The sequence below is a fragment of the Thermosynechococcus sp. QS41 genome, assembly GCF_031583515.1.
Classification (GTDB): Bacteria; Cyanobacteriota; Cyanobacteriia; order Thermosynechococcales; family Thermosynechococcaceae; genus Thermosynechococcus.
The window spans coordinates 1,525,546-1,547,638 of record NZ_CP134181.1 but is presented as its reverse complement, the minus strand read 5'-3'; the positions used below and the strand labels follow the sequence as shown (position 1 = coordinate 1,547,638).

At 53.6% G+C, this 22,093-nt stretch carries 17 protein-coding genes and 1 pseudogene; 11 read left to right on the top strand and 7 right to left on the bottom strand.

All coding sequences use genetic code 11. The features are described 5' to 3' along the window. Nucleotides 1-3: 3 nt before the first annotated feature. Entirely contained in the window at nucleotides 4-837 is an 834-nt protein-coding gene (locus RHJ80_RS07580) for a DUF975 family protein (RefSeq protein ID WP_310800703.1), read from the bottom strand. A 259-nt stretch (nucleotides 838-1,096) separates the two neighbouring features. On the opposite strand from RHJ80_RS07580, the gene RHJ80_RS07575 reads away from it, so the two are divergent. The 7 genes and pseudogenes from RHJ80_RS07575 to RHJ80_RS07550 all read left to right on the top strand — a co-directional run bounded on the left by RHJ80_RS07575 (nucleotide 1,097) and on the right by RHJ80_RS07550 (nucleotide 10,003). Then, nucleotides 1,097-1,507 (top strand): DUF4351 domain-containing protein, encoded by a 411-nt coding sequence (locus tag RHJ80_RS07575; RefSeq protein WP_310800701.1) that lies wholly within the window; start codon nucleotides 1,097-1,099, stop codon nucleotides 1,505-1,507. Between the two features lie 3 nt (nucleotides 1,508-1,510). Continuing rightward, nucleotides 1,511-2,404, top strand: a complete 894-nt coding sequence (locus RHJ80_RS07570) for an Rpn family recombination-promoting nuclease/putative transposase (RefSeq protein ID WP_310800700.1) — start codon at nucleotides 1,511-1,513, stop codon at nucleotides 2,402-2,404. A 215-nt stretch (nucleotides 2,405-2,619) separates the two neighbouring features. Beyond that, a complete protein-coding gene (gene hpsA / locus RHJ80_RS07565) occupies nucleotides 2,620-7,773 on the top strand; it encodes a hormogonium polysaccharide biosynthesis protein HpsA (protein ID WP_310800699.1) in 5,154 nt (1,717 codons plus the stop codon). Between the two features lie 16 nt (nucleotides 7,774-7,789). Next, nucleotides 7,790-8,449 (top strand): hypothetical protein, encoded by a 660-nt coding sequence (locus RHJ80_RS07560; RefSeq protein ID WP_302676274.1) that lies wholly within the window; start codon nucleotides 7,790-7,792, stop codon nucleotides 8,447-8,449. Nucleotides 8,450-8,467: 18 nt separating this feature from the next. Beyond that, nucleotides 8,468-9,460, top strand: a complete 993-nt coding sequence (locus RHJ80_RS07555; RefSeq protein WP_310800698.1) for a prepilin-type N-terminal cleavage/methylation domain-containing protein — start codon at nucleotides 8,468-8,470, stop codon at nucleotides 9,458-9,460. 12 nt (nucleotides 9,461-9,472) lie between these two features. Beyond that, nucleotides 9,473-9,532, top strand: a pseudogene (locus tag RHJ80_RS13190) (prepilin-type N-terminal cleavage/methylation domain-containing protein); the annotation flags it as partial. 90 nt (nucleotides 9,533-9,622) lie between these two features. Further along, entirely contained in the window at nucleotides 9,623-10,003 is a 381-nt protein-coding gene (locus tag RHJ80_RS07550) for a hypothetical protein (RefSeq protein ID WP_310800697.1), read from the top strand. A gap of 47 nt (nucleotides 10,004-10,050) precedes the next feature. Here the strand turns inward: RHJ80_RS07550 and RHJ80_RS07545 are convergent, their stop codons facing one another. The 5 genes from RHJ80_RS07545 to RHJ80_RS07525 form a co-directional block, all read right to left on the bottom strand. Further along, the gene (locus RHJ80_RS07545; RefSeq protein ID WP_310800696.1) at nucleotides 10,051-12,297 is read right to left on the bottom strand and encodes a heavy metal translocating P-type ATPase; all 2,247 of its coding nucleotides are present in this window, start codon (nucleotides 12,295-12,297) and stop codon (nucleotides 10,051-10,053) included. After that, entirely contained in the window at nucleotides 12,294-12,488 is a 195-nt protein-coding gene (locus tag RHJ80_RS07540; protein ID WP_310744405.1) for a heavy-metal-associated domain-containing protein, read from the bottom strand. The genes RHJ80_RS07545 and RHJ80_RS07540 overlap by 4 nt, the downstream gene beginning before the upstream one ends. 74 nt (nucleotides 12,489-12,562) lie before the next feature. Beyond that, a complete protein-coding gene (locus RHJ80_RS07535) occupies nucleotides 12,563-13,897 on the bottom strand; it encodes a cytochrome c biogenesis protein (protein WP_310800695.1) in 1,335 nt (444 codons plus the stop codon). Further along, the gene (hemF, locus tag RHJ80_RS07530) at nucleotides 13,898-14,914 is read right to left on the bottom strand and encodes an oxygen-dependent coproporphyrinogen oxidase (RefSeq protein ID WP_310744404.1); all 1,017 of its coding nucleotides are present in this window, start codon (nucleotides 14,912-14,914) and stop codon (nucleotides 13,898-13,900) included. 63 nt (nucleotides 14,915-14,977) lie between these two features. Continuing rightward, nucleotides 14,978-15,619: a cofactor assembly of complex C subunit B gene (locus tag RHJ80_RS07525; RefSeq protein ID WP_310800694.1), complete on the bottom strand. Its 642-nt coding sequence runs from the start codon at nucleotides 15,617-15,619 to the stop codon at nucleotides 14,978-14,980. A gap of 87 nt (nucleotides 15,620-15,706) precedes the next feature. On the opposite strand from RHJ80_RS07525, the gene RHJ80_RS07520 reads away from it, so the two are divergent. Beyond that, nucleotides 15,707-16,222: a L,D-transpeptidase gene (locus RHJ80_RS07520; RefSeq protein WP_225901523.1), complete on the top strand. Its 516-nt coding sequence runs from the start codon at nucleotides 15,707-15,709 to the stop codon at nucleotides 16,220-16,222. Here the strand turns inward: RHJ80_RS07520 and RHJ80_RS07515 are convergent. Then, the gene (locus tag RHJ80_RS07515; protein ID WP_310800693.1) at nucleotides 16,219-17,583 is read right to left on the bottom strand and encodes a CPBP family intramembrane glutamic endopeptidase; all 1,365 of its coding nucleotides are present in this window, start codon (nucleotides 17,581-17,583) and stop codon (nucleotides 16,219-16,221) included. The two genes, RHJ80_RS07520 and RHJ80_RS07515, sit on opposite strands and share 4 nt — an antisense overlap. 125 nt (nucleotides 17,584-17,708) lie before the next feature. On the opposite strand from RHJ80_RS07515, the gene pheS reads away from it, so the two are divergent. The 3 genes from pheS to acnB all read left to right on the top strand — a co-directional run bounded on the left by pheS (nucleotide 17,709) and on the right by acnB (nucleotide 22,088). Continuing rightward, nucleotides 17,709-18,719 (top strand): phenylalanine--tRNA ligase subunit alpha, encoded by a 1,011-nt coding sequence (gene pheS, locus RHJ80_RS07510; protein ID WP_310800692.1) that lies wholly within the window; start codon nucleotides 17,709-17,711, stop codon nucleotides 18,717-18,719. Between the two features lie 12 nt (nucleotides 18,720-18,731). Beyond that, entirely contained in the window at nucleotides 18,732-19,367 is a 636-nt protein-coding gene (locus RHJ80_RS07505; RefSeq protein ID WP_310800691.1) for a ParA family protein, read from the top strand. 114 nt (nucleotides 19,368-19,481) lie between these two features. Beyond that, nucleotides 19,482-22,088 carry a bifunctional aconitate hydratase 2/2-methylisocitrate dehydratase gene (acnB, locus tag RHJ80_RS07500; RefSeq protein ID WP_310800690.1) on the top strand — a complete coding sequence of 869 codons (2,607 nt, stop codon included), beginning with the start codon at nucleotides 19,482-19,484 and terminating at the stop codon, nucleotides 22,086-22,088. Nucleotides 22,089-22,093: the final 5 nt, after the last annotated feature.

Below are 22,093 nucleotides of genomic sequence, written 5' to 3'. Positions count from 1 at the left end.
AGACTAAAACTGGTTCGTATTATCCGTCGTGGGCATGAGGCCAATAATATCGCGGTAGGCCGCCACAATGACACAACTACTCCAAGGAATAGTCACCAGCATCCCCACACAGCAGAGGCAAAAGCCCAAGATATTGAAGAAAATGATTGACACGCTGAGAAAAAAGAAGCTCCACCAATCGCGGGAAACTAAGCGGCGGCTGGTTTCTAGTGCCGGCCACACATCAAACCGGTGTTCCACCACCAAAGGCACAGCAAACATATAGGCTACCCCAAAGTAAACCCCCGGCAGCAGCAGGATGGCACCCACCAAGATGAAAACGGGGGTCAGGGCATCCGGCACAGCGGGAAGCTGCTCCAGTAACGCTAGCAGTTGTTCTAAGTCGGCATCGGGTTCCGCTGCTTCAGCCGCCGCCCGCCTTAATATGCTTTGCCAGAAGGGCAACCCCGCAATCATGAATAGAATGCTGGCACTAATCACAAACACATTCGTAATCAAACCGATGATCAAGTTCGTCAGAAAAATTGGCAAAAAGTAGTTGTTTTTGAACGCATTAAAAAAGTCGCTAAATTCGGGTCTTTGGTTGCGGGCAATGCGAAAGCTGAAAAAGTAGTAGCCTGCGGCGAAGAGGCCTGCCAAAATCGTGCTAACAATCGGGCCAGCCCCCGGAATGTTGTTGAGCACACCATTGATAATCATTGCCAGAATGAGAAAACCAATGTAGGCAGCGGGTTGAGTGCTGAAAATTTGCCAGCCCTCATTGAGGTATTGACCAATCCGTACTTGATAGGAGCGGTTGGCGATCGCTTGGGGAGTATGTTCTGACTCACTGTACATAATGGCGGTTCCAAGGGGTTGCCTCTAGCCTAGCGATCGCTTGGGGCTGCACCAATTGTCAATGTGTCACTTCTTCACCTTTCTAAAACCTCGGATATAAGTCTTTCCTGTAATCATTTTCAAAATGTTGAGTGTGTTCAATCCATGGGACAAGACTTGTATTTAATACCAGCTCTTTGTAACATTGAGCTTAATAAATAGGTCTTAAACGAGGGAATTGTCTATCCTAAAACTGAAGTCATCTCAGTAGGAGACCTTCATGGCTCGCCTGCTTGTCCTCACAATTACAGAAAGCTCTGAAGAACTGCAGCGACGCCTACAACATGAAACCGATGCCCGACAGCAGGAACGCTTGCAGATGCTCTACTGGCTGAAGCAAGGACTTGTCCACAGCCGCCCACAAATTGCCCAATTGCTCCATTGCAACGAGTCCACTATTACTCGCTGGCTGAACGCTTATCGCCAACGAGGACTCCAGCAGTTATTGGCAGTCAAGACGCCCCCCGGAGCCGCCCGCATCATCCTAAGACGGCGGTTTGGCGAGTTACCAGCTGGCCTTGAGGAGCGCATTCGTCAGCTCTCTCCCCCTCAAATCGAAGCATTGGCAGAGGCTCTCTTGGACTTCACTGCCCTAGAGGAAGTGTTTGCGTGGCTAGAGCGCTCCAGCTAGCCCATGCGCCGCGACTCCCTTTTTTATCAACTCTTTGCCCAGCTGCCCCAGACCCTCTTTGATCTCTTGGGCATAGACACGCCTCAGGGGTATCGCTTTGACTCTGTGGAGCTGAAGCAAACGGCCTTTCGCATTGATGGCGTCTTCGTGCCCCCTGACCCCTCAGGAACCGTCTATTTCTGTGAGGTGCAGTTTCAGCGCGATAACAGCTTCTATGATCGCTTCTTTGCGGAAATCTTTCTCTACTTGCGGCTGTATCGCCACACCTTCTCTCACTGGCAAGCGGTGGTCATTTATCCCCATCGTCAAGTGGAACAAGTGTCCTTTGAACCCTATGAGGTGTTGGTGAATAGTCATCACCTGCATCGGGTCTATCTGAATGAACTGGGGTCACCAGAGGAATTGCCATTGAGCCTAGCGCTGATGCAGCTCACAGTGTTACCCGAAGCAGAAATGCCGACAGCAGCACGGTTGTTGGCAGAGCGGACTCGCACAGAGGCAGTGCCAAGGCCAGAAGTCATAATGGAGTTGATCACCACCATTGTGTTGTACAAGTTTACGGAGCTGAGTCGCGAAGAGGTGTTGCACATGCTGGGGTTTACGACGGAAGAGTTGAAGCGGACGCGGTTTTATCGGGACGTCTATGCTGAGGTACGGGAAGAGGTCTATGCTGAGGTACGGGAAGAGGTATTACAGCAAGGATTACAACAGGGATTACAACAGGGAGAGACCCTTGTTGTTTTACGCCTCCTAAGACGGCGGTTTGGCGAGTTACCAGCTGGCCTTGAGGAGCGCATTCGCCAGCTCCCTGCCCATGAGATTGAAGCCTTGGCAGAGGCTCTCTTGGACTTCACTGCCCTAGAGGAAGTGTTTGCGTGGCTAGAGCGCTCCAGCTAGCCTAGGCATCATAAATCGCTGGTTGGAACAGTTGAAAAATTGTGTTTTTGATCTTTAAGTATGATTGCTGTGCGCAACAATCCGCAAAATTGTCTGGAGGCTGAAATTTTTTACTAAGGAAAAACCATACTAATTACTAGCCTATTTCAGATCTTCAGATCTATCGATATAACTAGTGGTAGGTTACTGCTCCCGTGCGTTGACTAGGTGCCCCTATGAAAAAGAATGACCGACGCTTTGGCCTCTCAAAACGGCAGTATCGCAAGCTAATGCGAACGATTCGGCATTTGTTTCACCAACTACGCCTCTGGATGCAGCGACGGCTTAGCCCTGTGCTCCGACAGCGACAAGTGCGGTTTGGGCGATCAGGGTTTGTTTTGCCGACCGTTGTTATCGTTATCTTAGTGCTCACTATTACAGTGGGTGCCTTGATGCTGCGGACACTGAACCGCACTACTCAAGTGGCGGGAGAACGCCAAGATATTCAAGTACTCAATGCTGCTACGCCTGCTATTGATCGCGCCAAGGCCAAACTAGAGTATCTCTTTACTCGGGATCCACGTCGCCCCAGTGGGGTGCCAGGGGAAGATCGCCTACGAGAACTGATGTTGAATGTGGGTGCAAACCCCGATCCCTACACTCTTGCCGATGAACAACGGATTGACATCAATGGTGACGGGAATGTGGATAACGCTTGGGTTTTCCAGCCGACCCCCAACTCAATTGTGGCGTACTCCATTTTAATGACCCGCCCCAACGATACCCAAATTAATCAAAGCGATGCTCAAAAGGCCGCAGCCCTAGTCACTCGCAGCCGTGCCCTCAACATTGCAGAAATGAGTGGCCAATGTGCCAGCGCAGGTGGAGTTGCAGCACAAACGGCAGAAGCAGGTTGGGATAGTGTGGGCACAGCTAGCCTGCGCAAAAACTTCCAAGTTAACGCCTTTGTTTATGAAAATCGCAATGGCGGTCAAGCCCTTGCCACCCTTGACTTTATTCAAGAACGTGAACTCGACCGTGGGAACAAGTGGGGAGCATGGTTTCGAAACGACTTAGAGATTTTCCCGGGGCCTGCCTTCCGTTGGAATGGTGCCATGCACACCGAGGGAAGTATTTTTATGGGTGGTGGTAGCAGTTTCTCGGCCTTTCTCGTGAGCGCTCCCAGTTCATGTATCTATACTCGAGCTGCTTCCGAAATTACTGCAGCACAGGTTCCCGACACATATGATTTTGACAATGACGGCAACACGTCCGAGCCAATATTTCAAGGCCAGTTTATTTCGGGCACCTTACGGGACAATACTATTAGCGGCAGTACTACTGTTCATTCCTACCGTGAATCACCTGCACTTCCCTTCACTACAGGTGACAATGATCCACCCGGACAAAATGTAATCTTTAACGGCAATCGGGATTCAGTTGTTAGCTCTGTTAATCAACCAGCTCAACTAGCCCTCAACCCTGTCTTAATCGTTACTGAAGATCGCAGTCGCTCCCGTGCATCTGACACCAGTAATGCTAGCTACCGTGATCCTAACTGGGTACAGCAATTCTACGGGCCTGCTGACAGTGGTGGTACGGGTCGATTTTCCAATCAGCAGGTTTCAAAGCCATACGTGGATGATACGTACCGTGCCGACGATCGCTACGGCCCCAAGCCAATCTATGCCAATGTTACCCGTGATGCCCTTGAAAATGATCCCGCTGTAGCTGCAGAATTTGCCGATCGTGTGATTCCGTCTGGAAGCCGCATTGGTGATCAAATTCCCTCCTCTAACCAACTGTTATTGCGTAATACTGTTCCTGAATCTGCTGAAGCGGATCGACGGACAGAAGTTGGTCTAGATGGCTACTGGGAGCGGCGGGCACGCCAAGAAGGCCTACGAATCATTGTGGGAGAACGCTTGGAACTGGGCAAACCTCTTGATCCACCTGCGGGTGATACCGCTAATAACAGCCGCCGCAACGAGTTTTATCAGCACCGCACGCTGCGGGATGATTTGGCAGCCGTGCAGGCCACAGCCATTTATCACTACAAAGCTGCTGGTACTACTATCAACTCGAGTATTCAAGACCCTCTCACCCTGCCCTACGAGGGGAATGACACAGGGGGCTATGAGCCGATCGCCTGCTTGGCGACTACTCACCACCACGGCACACCGCAAACTGCCCTGCGCAGCATCATGTTCAACCAGTACGATGGCATTCAGGGCTTGCCCCCTAACTTCCGCTTCTTTGACTTCTTTACCGGGCGCGGCACCAATGGTTGGGAGTTTCAGCCTCCTAATTTCAACAGTCCAGAGATGCAACAAGCGATGCGGAACCTCGTGGACTATGCGGGTGATGGTGTGGATGGGGCGTTTCCGCCCAAACAGGAAATAGGGGGAACCACAATTCACCCCAATCCTGATAAGACCCGTGCTGGGAATTTCTCGAACCTTGACCGCGCGCTTCAACTCCTAGAGCAAAGAGGCAGCTTGAGCGCTCTAAGCTTGGCCGATCAAAGTACAATCCACACCGCAGGCTGTATGTTGGGAATGCTGGCTCATAGCGTGAATACCCTTCAAACCTTAGATGTTAATAGCCTCAATGCGGGGAATCAACTGGATAACCTGAACAATCGTATCAATGATTTAAATGACAATGACTTTAACAACGGTGAAGTGATTCCGAGAATTAATGAAGAAAGAGGGGCAGGTACTGTGCAAGTCATTCGGCAAGGCTTCAGTGCTAATCAGAGCCTCTCCTATCGCGGGGGCTATTTGGATGCCAATGCCTACATCACCGCCCTGATCCCTAATGCTCGCTGGAGTCAGCGCCCGCTGCAAGAAACTAATGCCGATGTCAATGCCCGTCTTGCGCGGTTAATTGCCCTCACGGAGCAGGTGAAATATGACCTTAATCCACAAGAGTACACGTGTGGAATTCCTATTCAGTATAGCAACTTGCGGAAGGCTTTTTGCCTAGGGCAAGACAAACGAGGATTTGTGATTGGTGAGGCGTTTGAGATGCCGCCCGCCGGTGAAACAGTGACTGTCAATCTTGAAGATGCCCCCAGCTATAACTTTGACCTGCGCGACTCTGATAAGGGCAAATTTGTCTATGTCACCGATGCGGGGTGGATGATTCTGGATCCCAAGAATCCCTTCGTCCGTGATGACCATGACAAAATCCTCGAAGTAAAGTTGAAAAACCTAGGCGTCCTAGATAATAAGACAGGATCGATTTCAGCAGGAGCTTCTGCTTGGATTGTTACTCCGCCTAACAACTCCTCGGAAACTGGTACTATCAGCGTTGCCGTTCCGTTTCCCAATAACCCAAGCAATGACCCAAGCAACCCTACCGAGGTTACAATCACATACATGCTAGGGCCCACGCCACCGCCCACGCCACCGCCCCAACTCCAAGTTGGAGACATTGTGGCAATTCGCCGTCCCATCAATTCTACTGATCCTAACAGTGATCGCGTAGAGGGAGTCTTTAAGGTCATTGACAGTCCTGCTCCACTTACAGCAAAACTACGCTACATTGGCGGCACAGAACGTACGGGTACGGGTATGGAGGACATTATTCAGGACTCGACACTGGTGGTGCTCAAACGCCGCGAATTGCCTCTCGGTACCTTTAATACGGTGATTAAATATCCAGCGTTGCAGGCGATCTTCAACCCCTCGGAGGAGAAGCGTGTAACTCCGAGTGTTATTGCAGCAAACCCACGTATGAATCCAACAGATTTCCTTACCCCTACCGAGCCAGCTACTGGGACTCTAGTGAATAATATCCGCTATCCCAGCCGCCTGAATCAAATCATTGGCTTTGACGGCAATGCTCGCAATGTCGCTTTCCTTGATAACACCCTCTTCAATGGTCGTGAAGAGATGGCGGTGCGGGAAATGGATATTGACCTTGACCTGCTTCGGCGCACTTCTATTGGTGGGGATACATGGCTGCCGATGGGGGGCATTGTCTATGCCTTCCGGGAGGATGCAGTGCGCGAAGATGGCATTGCCCGACCTGCCATTACAGGTCAAAACTGGATGAATACTAATCCCAGCAATCCTCATGATCCCATCCGAGCCGCCAACGGCATTTCGACAAAACCAGTGGATTTCTTTGCGGATCCAATGCGGCGACCCAATGGCTTTCGATTGTGGAATGGCCGGCGCCTTGACCGCCAAGGAATTCCTGCCGAGAAGAATATCGCTGGTCTCTCCTTTATCAGCGATAACCCCGTGTATATTCAGGGGAACTTTAACCTCCACAGTACCAACGGCACAACAAACAATCTGGAGGAATTTACCACAACCCTAGACGCAAACTGGAGCAACTTCTATAGCCGTAATACGCTCGATAATCGCTTTGCCCGGCCTAACTCCGACACTTGGCGACCCGCAGAAATCCTCGGGGATGCGGTGACGATTCTCTCTGACAATTTCTGCAATGGCTCTGCCAATGATTATTTTGCCAATGCCTACAATGACCCTGTATCGAACATGGGGAATAGCTCTCCTGAAAATCTAAGCACAAACTACCCCCAAACTAATGTTGGTACCTCTAGTAATGCTATTGTGAGTAATGTTGGTAACAACCGCATCTATCCTACGTGTGGTAACAATAGCTCCTTACAGCCTGCATTCCTGAATGCCAACCGTCCTAGTGCCAACTTACCTAACAATACAGTTTGGCTGCGGGAAAGTCCCTTTGATCCCAGTTCACCGATTTACGTGGATCGCAATGGCACGCCTTGGGCGATTAATTACCGAACAGGTGAACGGGTGGATCGCGAGGGCAAACGGTTGACCTCCTATCCCGATGGTGAACAGGGCCAAGCCAGTAACCCTTACAACAGCTACTATGACTTTGGTTCTCAACGTAGCCGCAACGCAGCAACGGATACCCAAGTCAATGCGGTAATCATCAGTGGCACTGTGCCTTCGCGACCCACACAGTCCTACGGTGGGATGCATAACTTCCCTCGCTTCATTGAAGCTTGGAATAACCTATGGATCCAAGGAGCATTTATTCAACTGAACTTCTCTACTCAAGCCACAGGTCCTTTTGATCAAGATCAGTGGGAAGTACCAAACACGGCTGCGTGTCGAGATGTCAATACCGCATTTAACTGTGCGGCTCAGGCTGCTGAGTGGATTAGATATTACTCTCCGCCTAACCGTCGTTGGGGCTATGACGTGGGTCTGCAACTCGCGCCGGCAGGGCCAGTGGCGTCGCGCTTTATTACACCTGCCCGCCAACGTAGCGAATACTATAGGGAATTACCGGCGGATGACCCCTATATCCTGCGGTTGCGCTGCGCTCCCCGTCCAGGAGGCGGTGGTACGGTAGATCCTTCAGTAACAGGTTGTCCGTAAATGGAGGTGGGTTCTGATGAAAATCACGCAAATAAGACAATCACAATTACATAGTGCCGAACAGGGTTTAACACTTGCTGAATGTATTGTTGCCATCCTACTAGTTAACGTTGCGGTTGCCGCGCTTGTGGCGCCCTTGATGTTGGTAGCAGCCACACGGGTGCAGAACGATCGTATCTCCCAAGCAAGCGCTCTTGCTCTTTCTGAGGTCGATCGCATGCGAGTACTCATGGAACAGGGGGTTAATGTTACTACCGCAGTCATCCCACCGCCTAGCTCTGTCACGGCTAGTTTAGGGCAACCCGAACTGCTCTCAAATCAACCTCCACCAACAACAGTGGTTACCTGCACTGGTGGCGGGATGGCACTACCCACTTCAGCAACTGAGGGCTGTCTTCGCGTATTTAATAACAGGGAGTTTGTTGTTCAAATTTATCGGGGTAGCATTACCTTTGGTCCCAATAACCGCATTGTGGGCTATCCAATGCAGGTTCGAGTCTATAATCGCGCAACATTTACAAATGGTTCTCCTAGCACTGCAACTCCAATTGGTCAGCAGCCGGCAACAATGACGACCTCAATTGGAAATTTAGAACTGCCCCTTGCTGTAATCACGACAGATATTGTCCAAGGTGACTCTAGCACAGCGCTTTGCGCAATTAGTCAATGCTCTTAAGAATCAGTTGAGGTGTCTATGAAATGGCGGCAGTGGCGGCGAGCAGCCCAAGGATTTACGATTATTGAGATATTGATCTCACTGTTGATTGGCTCTGTGATCACAGTTTCCCTTGGAGCTATCCTCATTGACATGATTGAAACTGAATCGCGTGAGGCATCCCTCAACGAAGTCAGACAAGAACTACAGTCGGCAATGAATTTTATTATTGCTGATTTATCCCAAGCAACTTTTGTCTATGATGGTAATTGCCTTCAAGGTAGCGGGCTTTGCGCTAACTCAAATGGTAGTGCACGTACACCTATTACTTCTTACTTACCGAATTTTGGTGCAAATATCCGTCCTATTTTAGCAATGTGGATTTTAGAGCATTTGCCCTATGATAACAATCCTGCTTTCGTCATGCCCACGAATTGTCCGCCCGAGAATGCTACGTGCTTGCGGATTCAAAACTCGCGTCGTTCTTACACGTTAGTTGTTTATTACTTAGATACAAATACTAGTAGTGAATGGCAGGGTGCTGCTCGCCTACGGCGCTATCAATTACGACAGTATGCAACTATTAACGGCACAAACATTACACAAACGCCCGGTTACGTAGATCCCACTGAAAACACCAACTTTGTTGCTTGGCCTCTGAATATTAACACGGGGGCAAACCTTCAAGCTACATCTCCCAGTAATGACTTGAGTAATTTACCAGTTGTGGCTGATTTTATTGATGGTAACTGGAGCGAAGTAGCTCCTACCCCAATTGCCTGTCAAGATGAGGTTACTAATCCACGAATTGGTGCTTATGTGCGCACACCATTGGAGACAACGACACCACCCAATAGCTTTTATGGATGTGTCCTGAGTCGCGGTTCTAATTTCAATACAGCAACATTCGTCTATTTGCGGGCTAATCCTCGCGGTAAACCAGCAATTCGTCCCCAAGATGAGGCTGTGCGTCCAGTGCTGACAACAACAGTACTGAGTCGGGGAGTGCATCAGAAAGTCCCCAGTAACTAAGGGAGGATAGATATGGCAAGGCTAAGGCTTACCCAACAAGGGTTTACACTCATTGAAATTTTAGTTGTTGTGCTAATTATTGGCCTACTGGGGAGCTTAGCAGGTGTATCTTGGTTTTCATTGCTCAATGAGCAACGCATGCGTTCCGGAGTTAACGAAGCCATGTCTGCAATGCGTTTGGCACAGGCAGGGGCACGGCGAGAAAATTTACGCTGGACAGTAGCTTTTCGTACCCACGATAATCAGGTGCAGTGGACTGTCAATCGATCCAGTATGCCAGTAACTCAGTGGCAGTGGCAAAATTTGCTAGAGAACGATGCTGACAAAATCGAAATTGTCCCTAGTCAGACAACACTGCCCCTAACTGATGGTTCCTATCGGCTCACCTATGAATTTAATGGTCGTGTCGCTATTACTAATACGCCACCGCAACAAATTACATTCCGACCAAAGGGTAATACTGCCGTCGGCAGCCAACGCTGTGTACAAGTAGTGACGCTGTTGGGGACGATCCGATCCCGTAGGGGTGCCGATTGTTCCTAACGTTGTTTTTTGTTATCTTTGTTATCTATGTATTAATTATCTATGTGTTAACTGAGGGCTGGCAGTCTTGGTCGAAAAGAGCGCAGGCGCAGGGCATTCATCACCACGGAGAAGGAACTAAAGGCCATTGCTGCACCGGCCACCATGGGATTGAGGAGCCAGCCGCTCAGGGGGTAAAGGATACCGGCGGCAATGGGAATGCCGGCCACATTATAGATGAAGGCGAAAAAGAGATTCTGGCGAATATTTTGGATGGTGGCGCGGCTGAGTTGTAGGGCGGTGACAATGCCCTGAAGATGACCGGCAATGAGGGTGATGTCACTGCTGGCGATCGCTACATCGGTACCCGTGCCCAGAGCAATGCCCACATCGGCTTGAGCGAGGGCCGGGGCATCATTAATGCCATCCCCCACCATGGCCACGCACTTCCCTTGCCGTTGCAGTTCAGCAATGATCGCTGCCTTTTGATCGGGGCGGACACTGGCAACGTAATGCTCAATTCCCACTTGCTGGGCAATGGCCGCAGCTGTTACGGCCTGATCGCCCGTCAGCAGAATCACCTCTAATCCCATGCGCTTCAGGGCAGCCACTACCGCTGGGGCTTCGGGTTTCAGCGTGTCGGCAAGGGCGATCAGCCCCCTGACTTGGGCATCCACCGCTATCCAGATGACCGTTTTCCCCTGCTGTGCAAGGGTTTGAGCTTGAGGCTGCCAAGGGGTGATGTCAATCTTGTGGGCTGCTAGAAAGGCTGGGGTGCCAATGAGCACCCATTGATCCTCAACCATGCCCTGTACCCCTTGACCAATCGTGGCCACAAAGTCGCGAACCGCTTGCGGCGATACCCCCTGCCCTTGGGCATACTCGACCACAGCGGCAGCCAAGGGATGTTCCGAGTGCCATTCCACACTGGCGGCCAGCCGCAAAAGGGTTGTGGCATCCGCCTGAGGATAAAAATCGGTGACGCTGGGATGGCCTTGGGTGAGGGTGCCTGTTTTGTCGAGAACCACAGTTTGCACCCGATCGGCCAGCTGGAGACTGCGGGCATCTTTAATCAAAATGCCATACTCCGCTGCTTTGCCGGTGGCCACCATGATTGAGGTGGGGGTGGCCAAGCCAAGGGCACAGGGACAGGCAATGATCAAAACGCCAATGGTGGTCAACAGGGCTAGGGTGGGATTGCGGCCAATGGTCAGCCACAGCAGCCCCGTCAGGAGAGCGATCGCCAGCACCGTCGGTACAAACCAAGCCGTGATGCGATCCGCCAGTTTTTGAATGGGGGCTTTTGAGGCCTGTGCCTGCTGCACTAGTCGAATCATTTGTGCCAAAAAGGTTTGCTGTCCTACCCGTGTAGCACGCATTTGTAGGCTGCCCGTTTGATTGAGAGTGGCACCAATGACCTCATCCCCCTCGCGTTTTTCCACCGGTAGGCTCTCCCCGGTCACCATGGATTCATCCACCGTCGAAGCCCCAGCCACAATCTCACCATCCACGGGAATTTTCTCGCCGGGACGCACCAGCAATCGATCCCCCACTTGCACTTCAATCAGGGGCACCTCCACGGCTTCCCCATTACGAATTACCCGTGCCGTTTTCGGTTGCAGGGCGAGGAGTTTGCGAATAGCGGCAGCAGTTTCCCGTTTGGCGCGACTTTCGAGAAAGCGTCCTAAGAGAATCAGGGTAATGACGACGGCTGAGACTTCGTAATAGACCTCTGGCATGTGGCCATGGAAGGCTTGGGGAAAGAGCGTCACAAAGAGCGAGTAGAAAAAGGCGACACTGGTGCCCAGAGCCACTAGGGTATCCATCGTTGCTGTGCGATAGCGCAGTGCCCGCCAGGCGCCCTCATAAAAGGATTCGCCACTCCAAAACTGAATTGGCGCTGTCAGCAACAGTTGTACCCAAGGATGGTGCAGCCATGGGGGGATCCAAGGGAGATGCCAGCCCGTCATCATGGGTAGATTCCCCACTAGCAGTAGTAGGGTAGCGCCACCCGCAAAGAGGAGTCGGCGTTTGAGACGGTGCAGCTCAGCCCGATAGGTCAATTCTGCGGTGGCGGTGTCAGTTACCAAGCCTTCTTCAGGCAGTCGTTCTGCGTGATAGCCGGCTTTGGCGATCGCCCCCTGTAGATCTGACCAGGTCACTTGCTGGGGATCGTAGGTGACCGTGGCCTGAGCGGCGGCAAAATAAATTTCACAGTCCCTGACGCCCGGTAGCGATCGCAGGGCAGTTTCAATGACATTGGCGCAAGCGGCGCACTGCATCCCCTGCACCTTGAAGGTGAGCTGGGTGATCATTGGGGCGTATAACCGGCTTGGCGAATGGCACTGCGGATGTCTGCCGCTGCGGCTTGGGTGTCAATGGCTAGCTCTTTGGTTGCGAGATGGGCGGTAACAGTCGCACGGGTGTCAACCGCTTGAATCGCTTGGATAATGGCATCGCGACAGGCGCCACAGGCCATGTCGGGCACGCGCAGCTTGAGAACCATGGTGATCTTCCCCTGACGCTCCTGCGATTCATCGTGAAGTCTCCAGTGAACGAGAGAGTCAAGGGGGAGTCCGGCTAATTTTGTTCAACGGCTAGGGGCTGGTCTTGGCGGTTTAAGGCATTGGCGATCGCCACCAATTCCTGCTCAAAGGCCAACTGTGCCCGATTGGTGCGGCCACCCACATAGAGGAGATCGGTTTCCTGCAGCCCCCACACCTGGGAGTGGGACACATAGCTCATGATCACCCCCGCCATCAACAGGGCAAAGCCCGCATAAAACAGGGGAATCCCCGGATCGGCTTTAATTTGTAGCCCTGTACTGCCCACGAGTTCAATCAGCGTCAGCGTCACACCGTTAATCTCTGTACTCATGCCGGTGCGCAAGCTGGTGAGAAACTCGCCCTTGGGGCTGTAGATGAGCACCGTGCCTTGGAGATCCCGTGCAATCAGGGAAATCCCCTCCGAGAGATCCGGTTTCGTGGGCAGCCATGTGCCCCAAAGACGACCTTTGCCTTCTGTGTCCAGCTGGGCCATTGGCAGTTGCAGCACGGGACTGTTGTTCAGGCGAAAGCGAATGGCGGCAATACTCCAGTCCGCCTGATAGAGGGTGACCCCGCCATACTTCAAGGGCTGGTTGACATGGATTGTGCCCCGCTTCACCTCCTGACCGTCGGCATCCAGTACCGAGAGATCCGAGTAGAATTGGTCAATGTCACCCGCATCAGTGTAATCAATCCAAAAGCGATTCACCTTGACCGACCAGTGTTGGGGGATGCGCGCCAGTGGCCCCGCCTGCACAATGTGCTGAAGATGAAAGGTTTCACCACTGGGAATCAGTTCCTGCGCCATAAAGCCCGTCAGCGCCCCCAAAATCCCCCCCAGCAAAATCAGAATCATACTGGCATGAACCACAATCGGGCCTATGCGACCAACAATGCCTTTGCGGGCATAGAGTTGATTATCGGTTTGCCAGACGCGGTAGCCTCTCTGAGTCAAGGCAGCGGCCAGTTCCTTGAGGGAGCCTTGGGAAATCGTGGTGCTCAGGGCCAGTTTGGTGAATTGACGCGGTTGGGAGTAGTACTGCCAGCGTTGGGCGGTGGTGAGGGCAGGCACCTGCCGACTGAAGGTACAGGCCGTTAAACTCGCCCCAAAGAGCACCAACAGAGTGAGATACCAAGGGGTGCGATAGACATGATCTAGCCCTAGGGCCAGCAGCACCCGCCAACTGAGAAAACCAAACAGGGCAGGGTCTGCGGGATAGTTTTCTTGGTAGAAGCTGAGGGATTGCCCCTGCTCAATCACAGTGCCAGCGATACTGGCGATCGCAATCACCAGCAGCAGGAGAATCGCTAGGCGCAGATCACCTAGGAGGGCAAGCACACGGCGCAACACAGGGGCACTGATCCTCATTTAGCTTGGCCAATTCACCCAGTCTTGGGGCTTGAGAAAGGTGGTGTACAGTTCCGCTTCGCGGCTGTTGGGTTCCGGGGTATAGCCGTATTCCCAGCGGACAAGGGGGGGCAGGGACATCAAAATAGACTCGGTGCGGCCATTGGTTTGTAGGCCGAAGATGGTGCCGCGGTCATAAACTAGGTTGAATTCCACATAGCGGCCGCGCCGATAGAGCTGAAATTGCCGCTCGCGATCGCCATACTCGAGGTGACGCCGCCGTTCCACAATCGGTAGGTAGGCTTCTAGAAAGGCTTGGCCACAGCTTTGAATAAAGGCAAACAGGTCTTCCCACGAACGATTGCCGATGGAACCGACCTTTTGACTGTAGCGAGCAGCTTCGCCATGGGGATCAGGGCCGCGGTAAAGCTCGCGATCGCTGCCATCTTGGTAGTCAAAGAAAATGCCGCCCACGCCACGGGTTTCGCCACGATGCTTGAGGTAGAAGTATTCATCACACCAGCGTTTGAACACAGGGTAGTACTCGCTGTGGTGGCGATCGCAGGCAGCCTTATGCACCTGATGGAAGTGTTTCGCATCCTCAGCAAAGGGGTAGTAGGGGGTCAAATCTGCCCCACCGCCAAACCACCACACCGGCCCAGCTTCAAAGTAGCGGTAGTTCAAATGCACCGTCGGCACATAGGGATTGCGGGGATGGAGCACCATGGAGGTACCCGTGGCATAGAAGCCATGCCCCGCCGCCTCTGGCCGCTGCGCCAAGATTGAGGGCGGCAATTGCTCCCCCCACACCTCTGAGAAATTAACGCCCCCCTGCTCCAGAAGCTGGCCATTTTTCATCACCCGTGAGCGACCACCCCCCCCTTCGGGACGTTGCCAACTGTCCTCTTGAAACTGGGCACCGCCATCGGCTGCCTCTAGGGCCTGACAAATCTGATCCTGGAGGTCTTTCAAAAAAGTCGCTGCCCGTTGACGCGAGTCACTGGGCACAGCAGGGGTAGCAGAAGTGGCAACAGTCATAGTAAATATCGAAATCCTAATAAACGGTCTTCAGTGTCAAAAAAAAGTCGCTTCAAAGCGTGTCTAGGCTTTATTGTACTGTTCTGTCAGCACCTGGGCGAATTTTGCGGCAAGGGCAGCTACCCACTGTTCATCCTGTTTGGTATAGCGGCGGGGGGCATTGGTGCCGAGAATCATCACCGTTTGCGCATCCACCGGTTGGCAGATCACCCCTTGGGTATTGGGGGGCAAATAGTCAAATTCAATGCGTCCGGGGTAAAGGGCTAAATTCACTAAATAGATGGGGCGTTGGGTTTGCAGGGCGCGCTGCACAATGGCACCCGTGGCCGTCATTGGTTTGGGCCCCAGAATACCGCGCCGCAGGAGGGGGCGATCGGCTCGCCAAATGACAATGGACTTTGTCGGCGTATTCTTCAGCAAGGTATAGGAGAGCCAAGCCAGCTCTGTTTTCAGGGCAGCATCCAGATCATCGGCAAGTTCAAATCCCTCTTCCCCTTCAAGGATCACCGCTTCCGCAGGACGGGGTTGCACCCGCTGCCAAATCAGCGTCGTCAAAATCAAGACCGCCGCAAGGATCACCCCCACGACATCGGCACGGGCTTGGGAAGGGGTCAGCATGGGGGTCAAGAGGCGATTGATGAGGAGAAGTGTGCCCCCCAAAACCCCCGTTGTAAGGGGTAAATAGCGGAGAACTTGGTCATTCATCTAGAATTTTGAAAAATTTTTCAGTAGCAACGTAGCTATCTATTATTCCCCAATGCCAATCTCACAGTGGTAGGAGTGAATTGCGGAATGAAAGCACAAGGCTTCCTAAAAGCTGGCCAGCGAGCGATCGCGGTTATTGGATGGGTGAGTTTGAGTCTTTGGGGTCGTCTCCCCTTTGCCCTTGCTACTGCTCCTCCACCGGCGGTCACCGCTCCCCTACGTCTAGAAATCAGCCTATCACGGCGCCAATTGACCCTCTATCAAGGACAAACTCCCCTGCGCCGGTATCCCGTGGCCGTAGGTCGTCCGGGGTGGGAAACCCCCACAGGTCAATTTCAAGTGCGGGAGATGATTCGCGATCCGGCTTGGAAAAATCCCTTTACCGGGGCAGTGATTGCCGGTGGACATCCCCGCAACCCCTTGGGGCGGCGTTGGATTGGCTTTTGGAGTGATGGCACCAATTGGGTTGGGTTGCACGGTACCCCCCATCCGGATTCCATTGGTCATGCGGTTTCCCACGGTTGCGTGCGGATGTACAACCGCGACATTGAGGAGCTTTTTGAGAAAGTCAAGCCGGGTGTGCCTGTGATTGTGGTGCGCTAGAAAGGGGCAACAAGGGCAGCGCCAAAAAAGACGACGGCGATCGCATCCACCAGACCATGCAGGAGAACGCCCGCCCAGAGGCGCTGGGTACAGGCAAAGGTGAGGCAGTAAAAGAGGGAGGCCAAGGTTGCCATGATGATATACACCGCTCGGTAGGCCATGAGGGGCAGTTGAATATCGGCATTCGGCTCATTGCCTACATGGAGAATACCAAAAAGCAGCGAACAAATGAGAATGGCCCCCCAAGCAATGACCACCGGCCGCTGGCGATCGCCCCCATAGTGCTGCCACAGATCCCGCACGAAAATCATCAAACCACTGCGAAAGAGCACCTCCTCAAAAATGCCCACCCGCATTGCAAAGAGGGTGACATAGACAAACACCGCCAAGGGCGAAGGCGTCAAGTTAAATTTCGCCAAGGGCAAAAAGCCCAATAGACTCCCCAAGGGCACCATGGTTACCAAAGCCGCCAAGAACATTGCCGCCAATAAACGAGCATCGCGCCAGCGGGGTTCAAAACTATAGCCAAAGTGCGATCGCCCCAGCCCCCTGCCAAAAATGATCACCAAAATAAACAGTTGCAGTGCCACAAAAGGGCCAAAGCGAAAGTAGGGGGTCGAGAACCAGTAGAGGCTAAAAAGCGAGACCGCAATTAGGGGAATGTCGTGTAGTCCCAATCCCGTGGGGGTCGCCCGTGGGGGGTGTCGCCGCTGCCAATCGCCCCAAGCACATAGGAGCAGATAGATAGGGGTAATGATGAATCCTTCCGTGTACGCTTTGGGGAAGGCTGGCGAAATCAACCCACTGTGGCTGAGCAACAAATAAAGTGCTGCTCCACTGATCCAAGCCCACAACACTGGTGTCGGTGTGGTTTGCTGCCGCAAGAGGACAGGGACGCGCACCATGGCCCAGACGCCTCCGAGAAAGATCAGCAAGTTCAGCCACGGCTGATCAGCAAAGATTAAATTGGTGAGAACCCGCTGCCAAGGAAAGCGGCCTGCTTGGGGGAGAATCAAGCCAATGGCAATGTACAGTGCCAAACTGAGGAGTAACCGCCCCGGCCAGCGTTGGGTCATCTTATTAAAATCCCGCTGGCCACTTGCCCACCACAGCACTGGGAAACCACCAATGATGACCACGGCGGCGGCCTCCACCACACTTTCGAGCCACGGCCAAGGGGTTGCAGACAAATCGTGCAGGTAAAGGAGTTGTGCCCAAAACCACAGCCCACAGGCAGCGATCGCCATCTGTTGCTCGCGGTTCGTAGAAAACCGCGGTGAACGGAGAAAGGCTTGGGGTGCGCTGGCTAGCCACTGACTGACCGTCTGTTTAGGCTGGCTGGTGAGGTTAGGAATCGGCATTCGAGAACCATCGCGATCGCAACTGCGGGCATAGCGTTATAATCAAGGCTTATTCCCAACAGGTGGGAATGCTTTATCTTGACCGAAATTGTTGCCATTTGTGCACCCCGCAACTGCATTTTGCCATGACGACCCCCACCCTTGATCGTGATCGGCTCAGCCAACAACTCAAAGATTTAGAAGCCAAAGCCCTACAGGCGATCGCTGCAGCCCGCACCCTCGATACCCTAGAGCAATTGCGCGTGGCTTACTTGGGCAAAAAAGGCGAACTCTCACAAATTCTCGCCCTTATGGGCAAACTGCCCCCTAGCGATCGCCCCACCATCGGTACCCTCGCCAACACCCTCAAGGAAAAACTGCTCCAAGAACTAGAAGCCCGCCGCGAAACCCTGCAAGCCGAAAAAATTGCTGCGCAACTGGCGGCTGAAAGCCTTGATGTCACCCTGCCGGGCGTCTATCGTCCCCAAGGGCACATTCATCCCCTCAACAGCACCATTGACCGCATCCTCGATATTTTTGTGGGTCTCGGCTATACCGTTGCCAATGGCCCTGAAATGGAAACTGACTACTACAACTTTGAAGCCCTCAACACCCCTGCGGATCACCCGGCTCGCGACATGCAGGACACCTTCTACCTGCCCGATGGCAATCTGCTGCGCACCCACACCTCTTCGGTGCAAATCCGCTACATGGAACTCAATGATCCGCCCATTCGCATTGTTGCTCCCGGCCGTTGTTATCGGCGGGATACGGAGGATGCCACCCACGCGGCCGTGTTCCATCAGGTTGAGATTTTGGCAGTGGATGAGGGGCTGACCTTTACCGACCTCAAGGGTACCGTCACGACGTTTCTGGCGGCACTCTTTGGCGATGTTCCCATTCGTTTCCGAGCCAGCTATTTCCCCTTTACGGAACCCTCGGCGGAGGTGGATGTGCAGTGGCAGGGACGCTGGTTAGAGGTGATGGGCTGTGGCATGGTGGATCCTGCTGTGCTCAAAAATGTCGGCTACGATCCAGAGGTCTACACGGGCTTTGCTGCTGGGTTTGGGGTAGAGCGGTTTGCCATGGTGCTGCATCAAATTGATGATATTCGCCGCTTCTACACCAGCGATTTGCGCTTTCTGCGGCAGTTTTAGGAGGATAGGGCCTTGGCTGAACCCCGTCTGCTGGCTGTCCTCAATGGCAAGGGAGGCGTTGGTAAAACCACAACGGCAATCAACCTAGCAGCCACCTATGCCGAGCAGTACAAAGTGTTGTTGGTGGATACGGATCCCCAAGCCTCGGCGACGTGGTGGTTTCAGCGCAGTGGCCAGTCCATGGGCTTCGATCTCGCCCAGGAGGTCAACCCAAAACTCCTCAGCAATGTGCGCAAGCTCTCTGGCTATGACTTGATTGTTGTCGATACGCCGCCGGCCTTAGCCTCCAGTGCCCTAGCAGCGGTGGTACCGATCGCCGACTATCTGGTGCTGCCCACCCCCCCCGCCCCCATTGACCTTGCCGCCCTCATTGAAACAGTGAAGCAAGTGGTGCAACCGTCTAACGTTCCCCACCGCGTCCTGCTCACCCGCGTTGATCCCCGCTGTGTCAATGAAGCCCTCGAAGCCCAAAATACGCTCTTGCAGTTGGGGGTAGCAGCCTGTCACTCCTTTATCCGCGCCTACAAAGCCCACGAACGGGCGGCTCTCGACGGCGTACCCATTACCCAATGGAAGGGCAAACAGGCGAAGGAAGCTCAAGCGGATTACCGTCGCGTTGCTGAAGAGTTACAGCGGGACTGGCGATAGGGGCAAGGGTAGCAAAGGCAACCAAACCCCCAAAGGGGAATCTGTACTCTAAAATCTAGATCCGCACTTAAATGATTTTGTTCTCCCTTGTATCCGAATTGAGGTCAACAGCGCGTGGACACAACCGTACTCAGCCAATACCGTCAGCAAACCCAAGAACGTGCTGCCTTGGGCATTCCCCCCTTGCCCCTGACGGCGGCAGAAACCTCGGCGGTTTGTGATCTACTGCAACACCCCCCAGCGGGCGAAGAAGACTACCTACTGCACCTGATTCGCGATCGCGTGCCCCCCGGTGTCGATGAAGCGGCCTACATTAAAGCCGGCTTTTTGACGGCGATCGCCAAAGGAGAACTCACCAGTCCCCTCATCACTCCCGTTGCAGCGGTGGAACTCCTAGGGACAATGCTGGGGGGCTACAACGTTCAATCCCTCATTGAGCTGCTGCGCCATGAAAACCCAGAACTTGCCCGTGCGGCGGCCACTGCCCTCAGCCATACCCTCTTGGTCTATGACGCCTTTCATGATGTCCAAGACCTGATGCACCAAGGCAACCCCTACGCCCGTCAGGTGATGGAATCCTGGGCCAATGGGGATTGGTTTACCTGCCGTGATCCGCTGCCGGAGGCCATTACTGTCACCGTTTTTAAGGTCGCCGGTGAAACCAATACCGATGATCTTTCCCCTGCCCCCCATGCCACCACCCGCCCCGATATTCCGCTGCACGCTACGGTGATGCTGGAAAGCCGCTTGCCGGGGGCACTGCAAATCATTGCCGAACTGAAGCAAAAGGGCTACCCCCTTGCCTATGTGGGGGATGTGGTTGGCACCGGTTCCTCCCGCAAGTCCGCCACCAACTCTGTGATTTGGCACATTGGTCGCGACATTCCCTACGTTCCCAATAAGCGCACAGGGGGCGTCTGTCTTGGTGGCAAAATTGCCCCCATTTTCTTCAACACCATGGAGGACTCCGGCGCCCTGCCCATTGAGTGCGATGTTACCCGCATGAATATGGGGGATGTGATCACGATCTACCCCTACCGCGGCGAAATCACCAATGCAGCGGGGGAGGTCATCAGTACCTTTACCCTCAAACCCGAGACCCTCTTGGATGAAGTGCGAGCGGGGGGGCGCATTCCCCTTCTCATTGGGCGTACCCTCACCGACAAAGCACGGGCTGCCCTTGGCCGAGAACCCAGTCCCCTCTTTACTCGTCCCAAGCCCCCCGTTGAGAGCAGTAAGGGCTATACCTTGGCGCAAAAGATTGTCGGTAAAGCCTGTGGTCTCCCCGGCGTCCGCCCCGGCACCTACTGTGAACCGGTCATGACAACGGTTGGCTCCCAGGATACGACAGGCCCAATGACCCGCGATGAACTCAAGGAGCTGGCCTGCCTTGGCTTTGGTGCGGATTTGGTCTTGCAAAGTTTCTGCCATACCGCGGCTTATCCCAAGCCCGTTGACATCAAAACCCACAAAGAACTGCCGGACTTTATGACCTCGCGAGGGGGCGTCTCGCTACGACCGGGAGATGGCATTATTCACTCTTGGCTCAACCGCATGCTGCTGCCGGATACCGTGGGCACGGGGGGCGATTCCCATACCCGTTTTCCCTTGGGCATTTCGTTCCCAGCAGGTTCTGGCTTGGTCGCCTTTGCAGCGGCCTTGGGGGTGATGCCTTTGGATATGCCGGAGTCGGTGCTCGTGCGCTTCAAAGGTGCGTTGCAACCGGGGGTGACGCTGCGGGACATTGTCAATGCCATTCCCTATGTGGCCATTCAGCAGGGTAAGCTCACCGTTGCCAAGGAGAATAAAAAGAATGTTTTCTCCGGACGGATCATGGAAATGGAGGGGCTGCCGCACTTGCAACTGGAGCAGGCCTTTGAACTCACCGATGCCACAGCGGAGCGATCGGCCGCAGGGTGCACGATTAAACTCAGTGAAGAAACGGTGGCAACCTACCTGCGCTCCAATGTAGCCCTCCTGAAAAATATGGTGGCCCGTGGCTACGGCGATGCGCGTACGATTCTACGGCGGGTGAAAAAGATGGAGGCATGGCTGGCCAATCCCACTCTCCTCTCGGCCGATGCGGATGCCGAGTATGCCGATGTGATTGAGGTGGATCTAGATCAAATCAAGGAACCCCTTGTGGCTGCCCCCAATGACCCCGACAATATCAAAACCCTCTCCGAATGTGCCGGCGATCCAGTGCAGGAGGTCTTTATTGGCTCCTGTATGACCAATATTGGCCACTACCGTGCCGCTGCCAAGGTACTGGAAGGAGAGGGGGCGGTGAAGGTGCGCCTCTGGATTGCACCCCCCACCCGTATGGATGAGCAGCAGTTGCGCGAAGAGGGCTACTACGGTATTTTTGCTGCTGCTGGGGCACGCATGGAGATGCCGGGCTGCTCCCTGTGCATGGGCAACCAAGCCCGCGTTGCTGATCACACCACGGTTTTCTCCACCTCCACCCGCAACTTTAATAACCGCATGGGCAAAGGGGCACGGGTCTATCTGGGATCCGCAGAGCTAGCAGCAGTTTGTGCCCTACTGGGGCGCATTCCCACCCGCGAGGAGTACCTAGAGATTGTGACGCGGAAAATTGATCCCTTTGCAGCGGATCTCTATCGCTACCTCTACTTTGACCAAATTCCCGACTACGAAAACCAAGGCCGCCTCATTTCCAAGGAGGAGGAAGCGAAGCTACTGGCCAGTATTGGCAGCTAGCCGTT

Excerpts from the sequence above, each read along its gene's own strand:
- RHJ80_RS07580 (WP_310800703.1), bottom strand. The coding sequence starts at position 837 with ATGTACAGTGAGTCAGAACATACTCCCCAAGCGATCGCCAACCGCTCC.
- RHJ80_RS07575 (WP_310800701.1), top strand. The coding sequence starts at position 1,097 with ATGGCTCGCCTGCTTGTCCTCACAATTACAGAAAGCTCTGAAGAACTG.
- RHJ80_RS07570 (WP_310800700.1), top strand. The coding sequence starts at position 1,511 with ATGCGCCGCGACTCCCTTTTTTATCAACTCTTTGCCCAGCTGCCCCAG.
- hpsA (WP_310800699.1), top strand. The coding sequence starts at position 2,620 with ATGAAAAAGAATGACCGACGCTTTGGCCTCTCAAAACGGCAGTATCGC.
- RHJ80_RS07560 (WP_302676274.1), top strand. The coding sequence starts at position 7,790 with ATGAAAATCACGCAAATAAGACAATCACAATTACATAGTGCCGAACAG.
- RHJ80_RS07555 (WP_310800698.1), top strand. The coding sequence starts at position 8,468 with ATGAAATGGCGGCAGTGGCGGCGAGCAGCCCAAGGATTTACGATTATT.
- RHJ80_RS07550 (WP_310800697.1), top strand. The coding sequence starts at position 9,623 with ATGTCTGCAATGCGTTTGGCACAGGCAGGGGCACGGCGAGAAAATTTA.
- RHJ80_RS07545 (WP_310800696.1), bottom strand. The coding sequence starts at position 12,297 with ATGATCACCCAGCTCACCTTCAAGGTGCAGGGGATGCAGTGCGCCGCT.
- RHJ80_RS07540 (WP_310744405.1), bottom strand. The coding sequence starts at position 12,488 with ATGGTTCTCAAGCTGCGCGTGCCCGACATGGCCTGTGGCGCCTGTCGC.
- RHJ80_RS07535 (WP_310800695.1), bottom strand. The coding sequence starts at position 13,897 with ATGAGGATCAGTGCCCCTGTGTTGCGCCGTGTGCTTGCCCTCCTAGGT.
- hemF (WP_310744404.1), bottom strand. The coding sequence starts at position 14,914 with ATGACTGTTGCCACTTCTGCTACCCCTGCTGTGCCCAGTGACTCGCGT.
- RHJ80_RS07525 (WP_310800694.1), bottom strand. The coding sequence starts at position 15,619 with ATGAATGACCAAGTTCTCCGCTATTTACCCCTTACAACGGGGGTTTTG.
- RHJ80_RS07520 (WP_225901523.1), top strand. The coding sequence starts at position 15,707 with ATGAAAGCACAAGGCTTCCTAAAAGCTGGCCAGCGAGCGATCGCGGTT.
- RHJ80_RS07515 (WP_310800693.1), bottom strand. The coding sequence starts at position 17,583 with ATGCCGATTCCTAACCTCACCAGCCAGCCTAAACAGACGGTCAGTCAG.
- pheS (WP_310800692.1), top strand. The coding sequence starts at position 17,709 with ATGACGACCCCCACCCTTGATCGTGATCGGCTCAGCCAACAACTCAAA.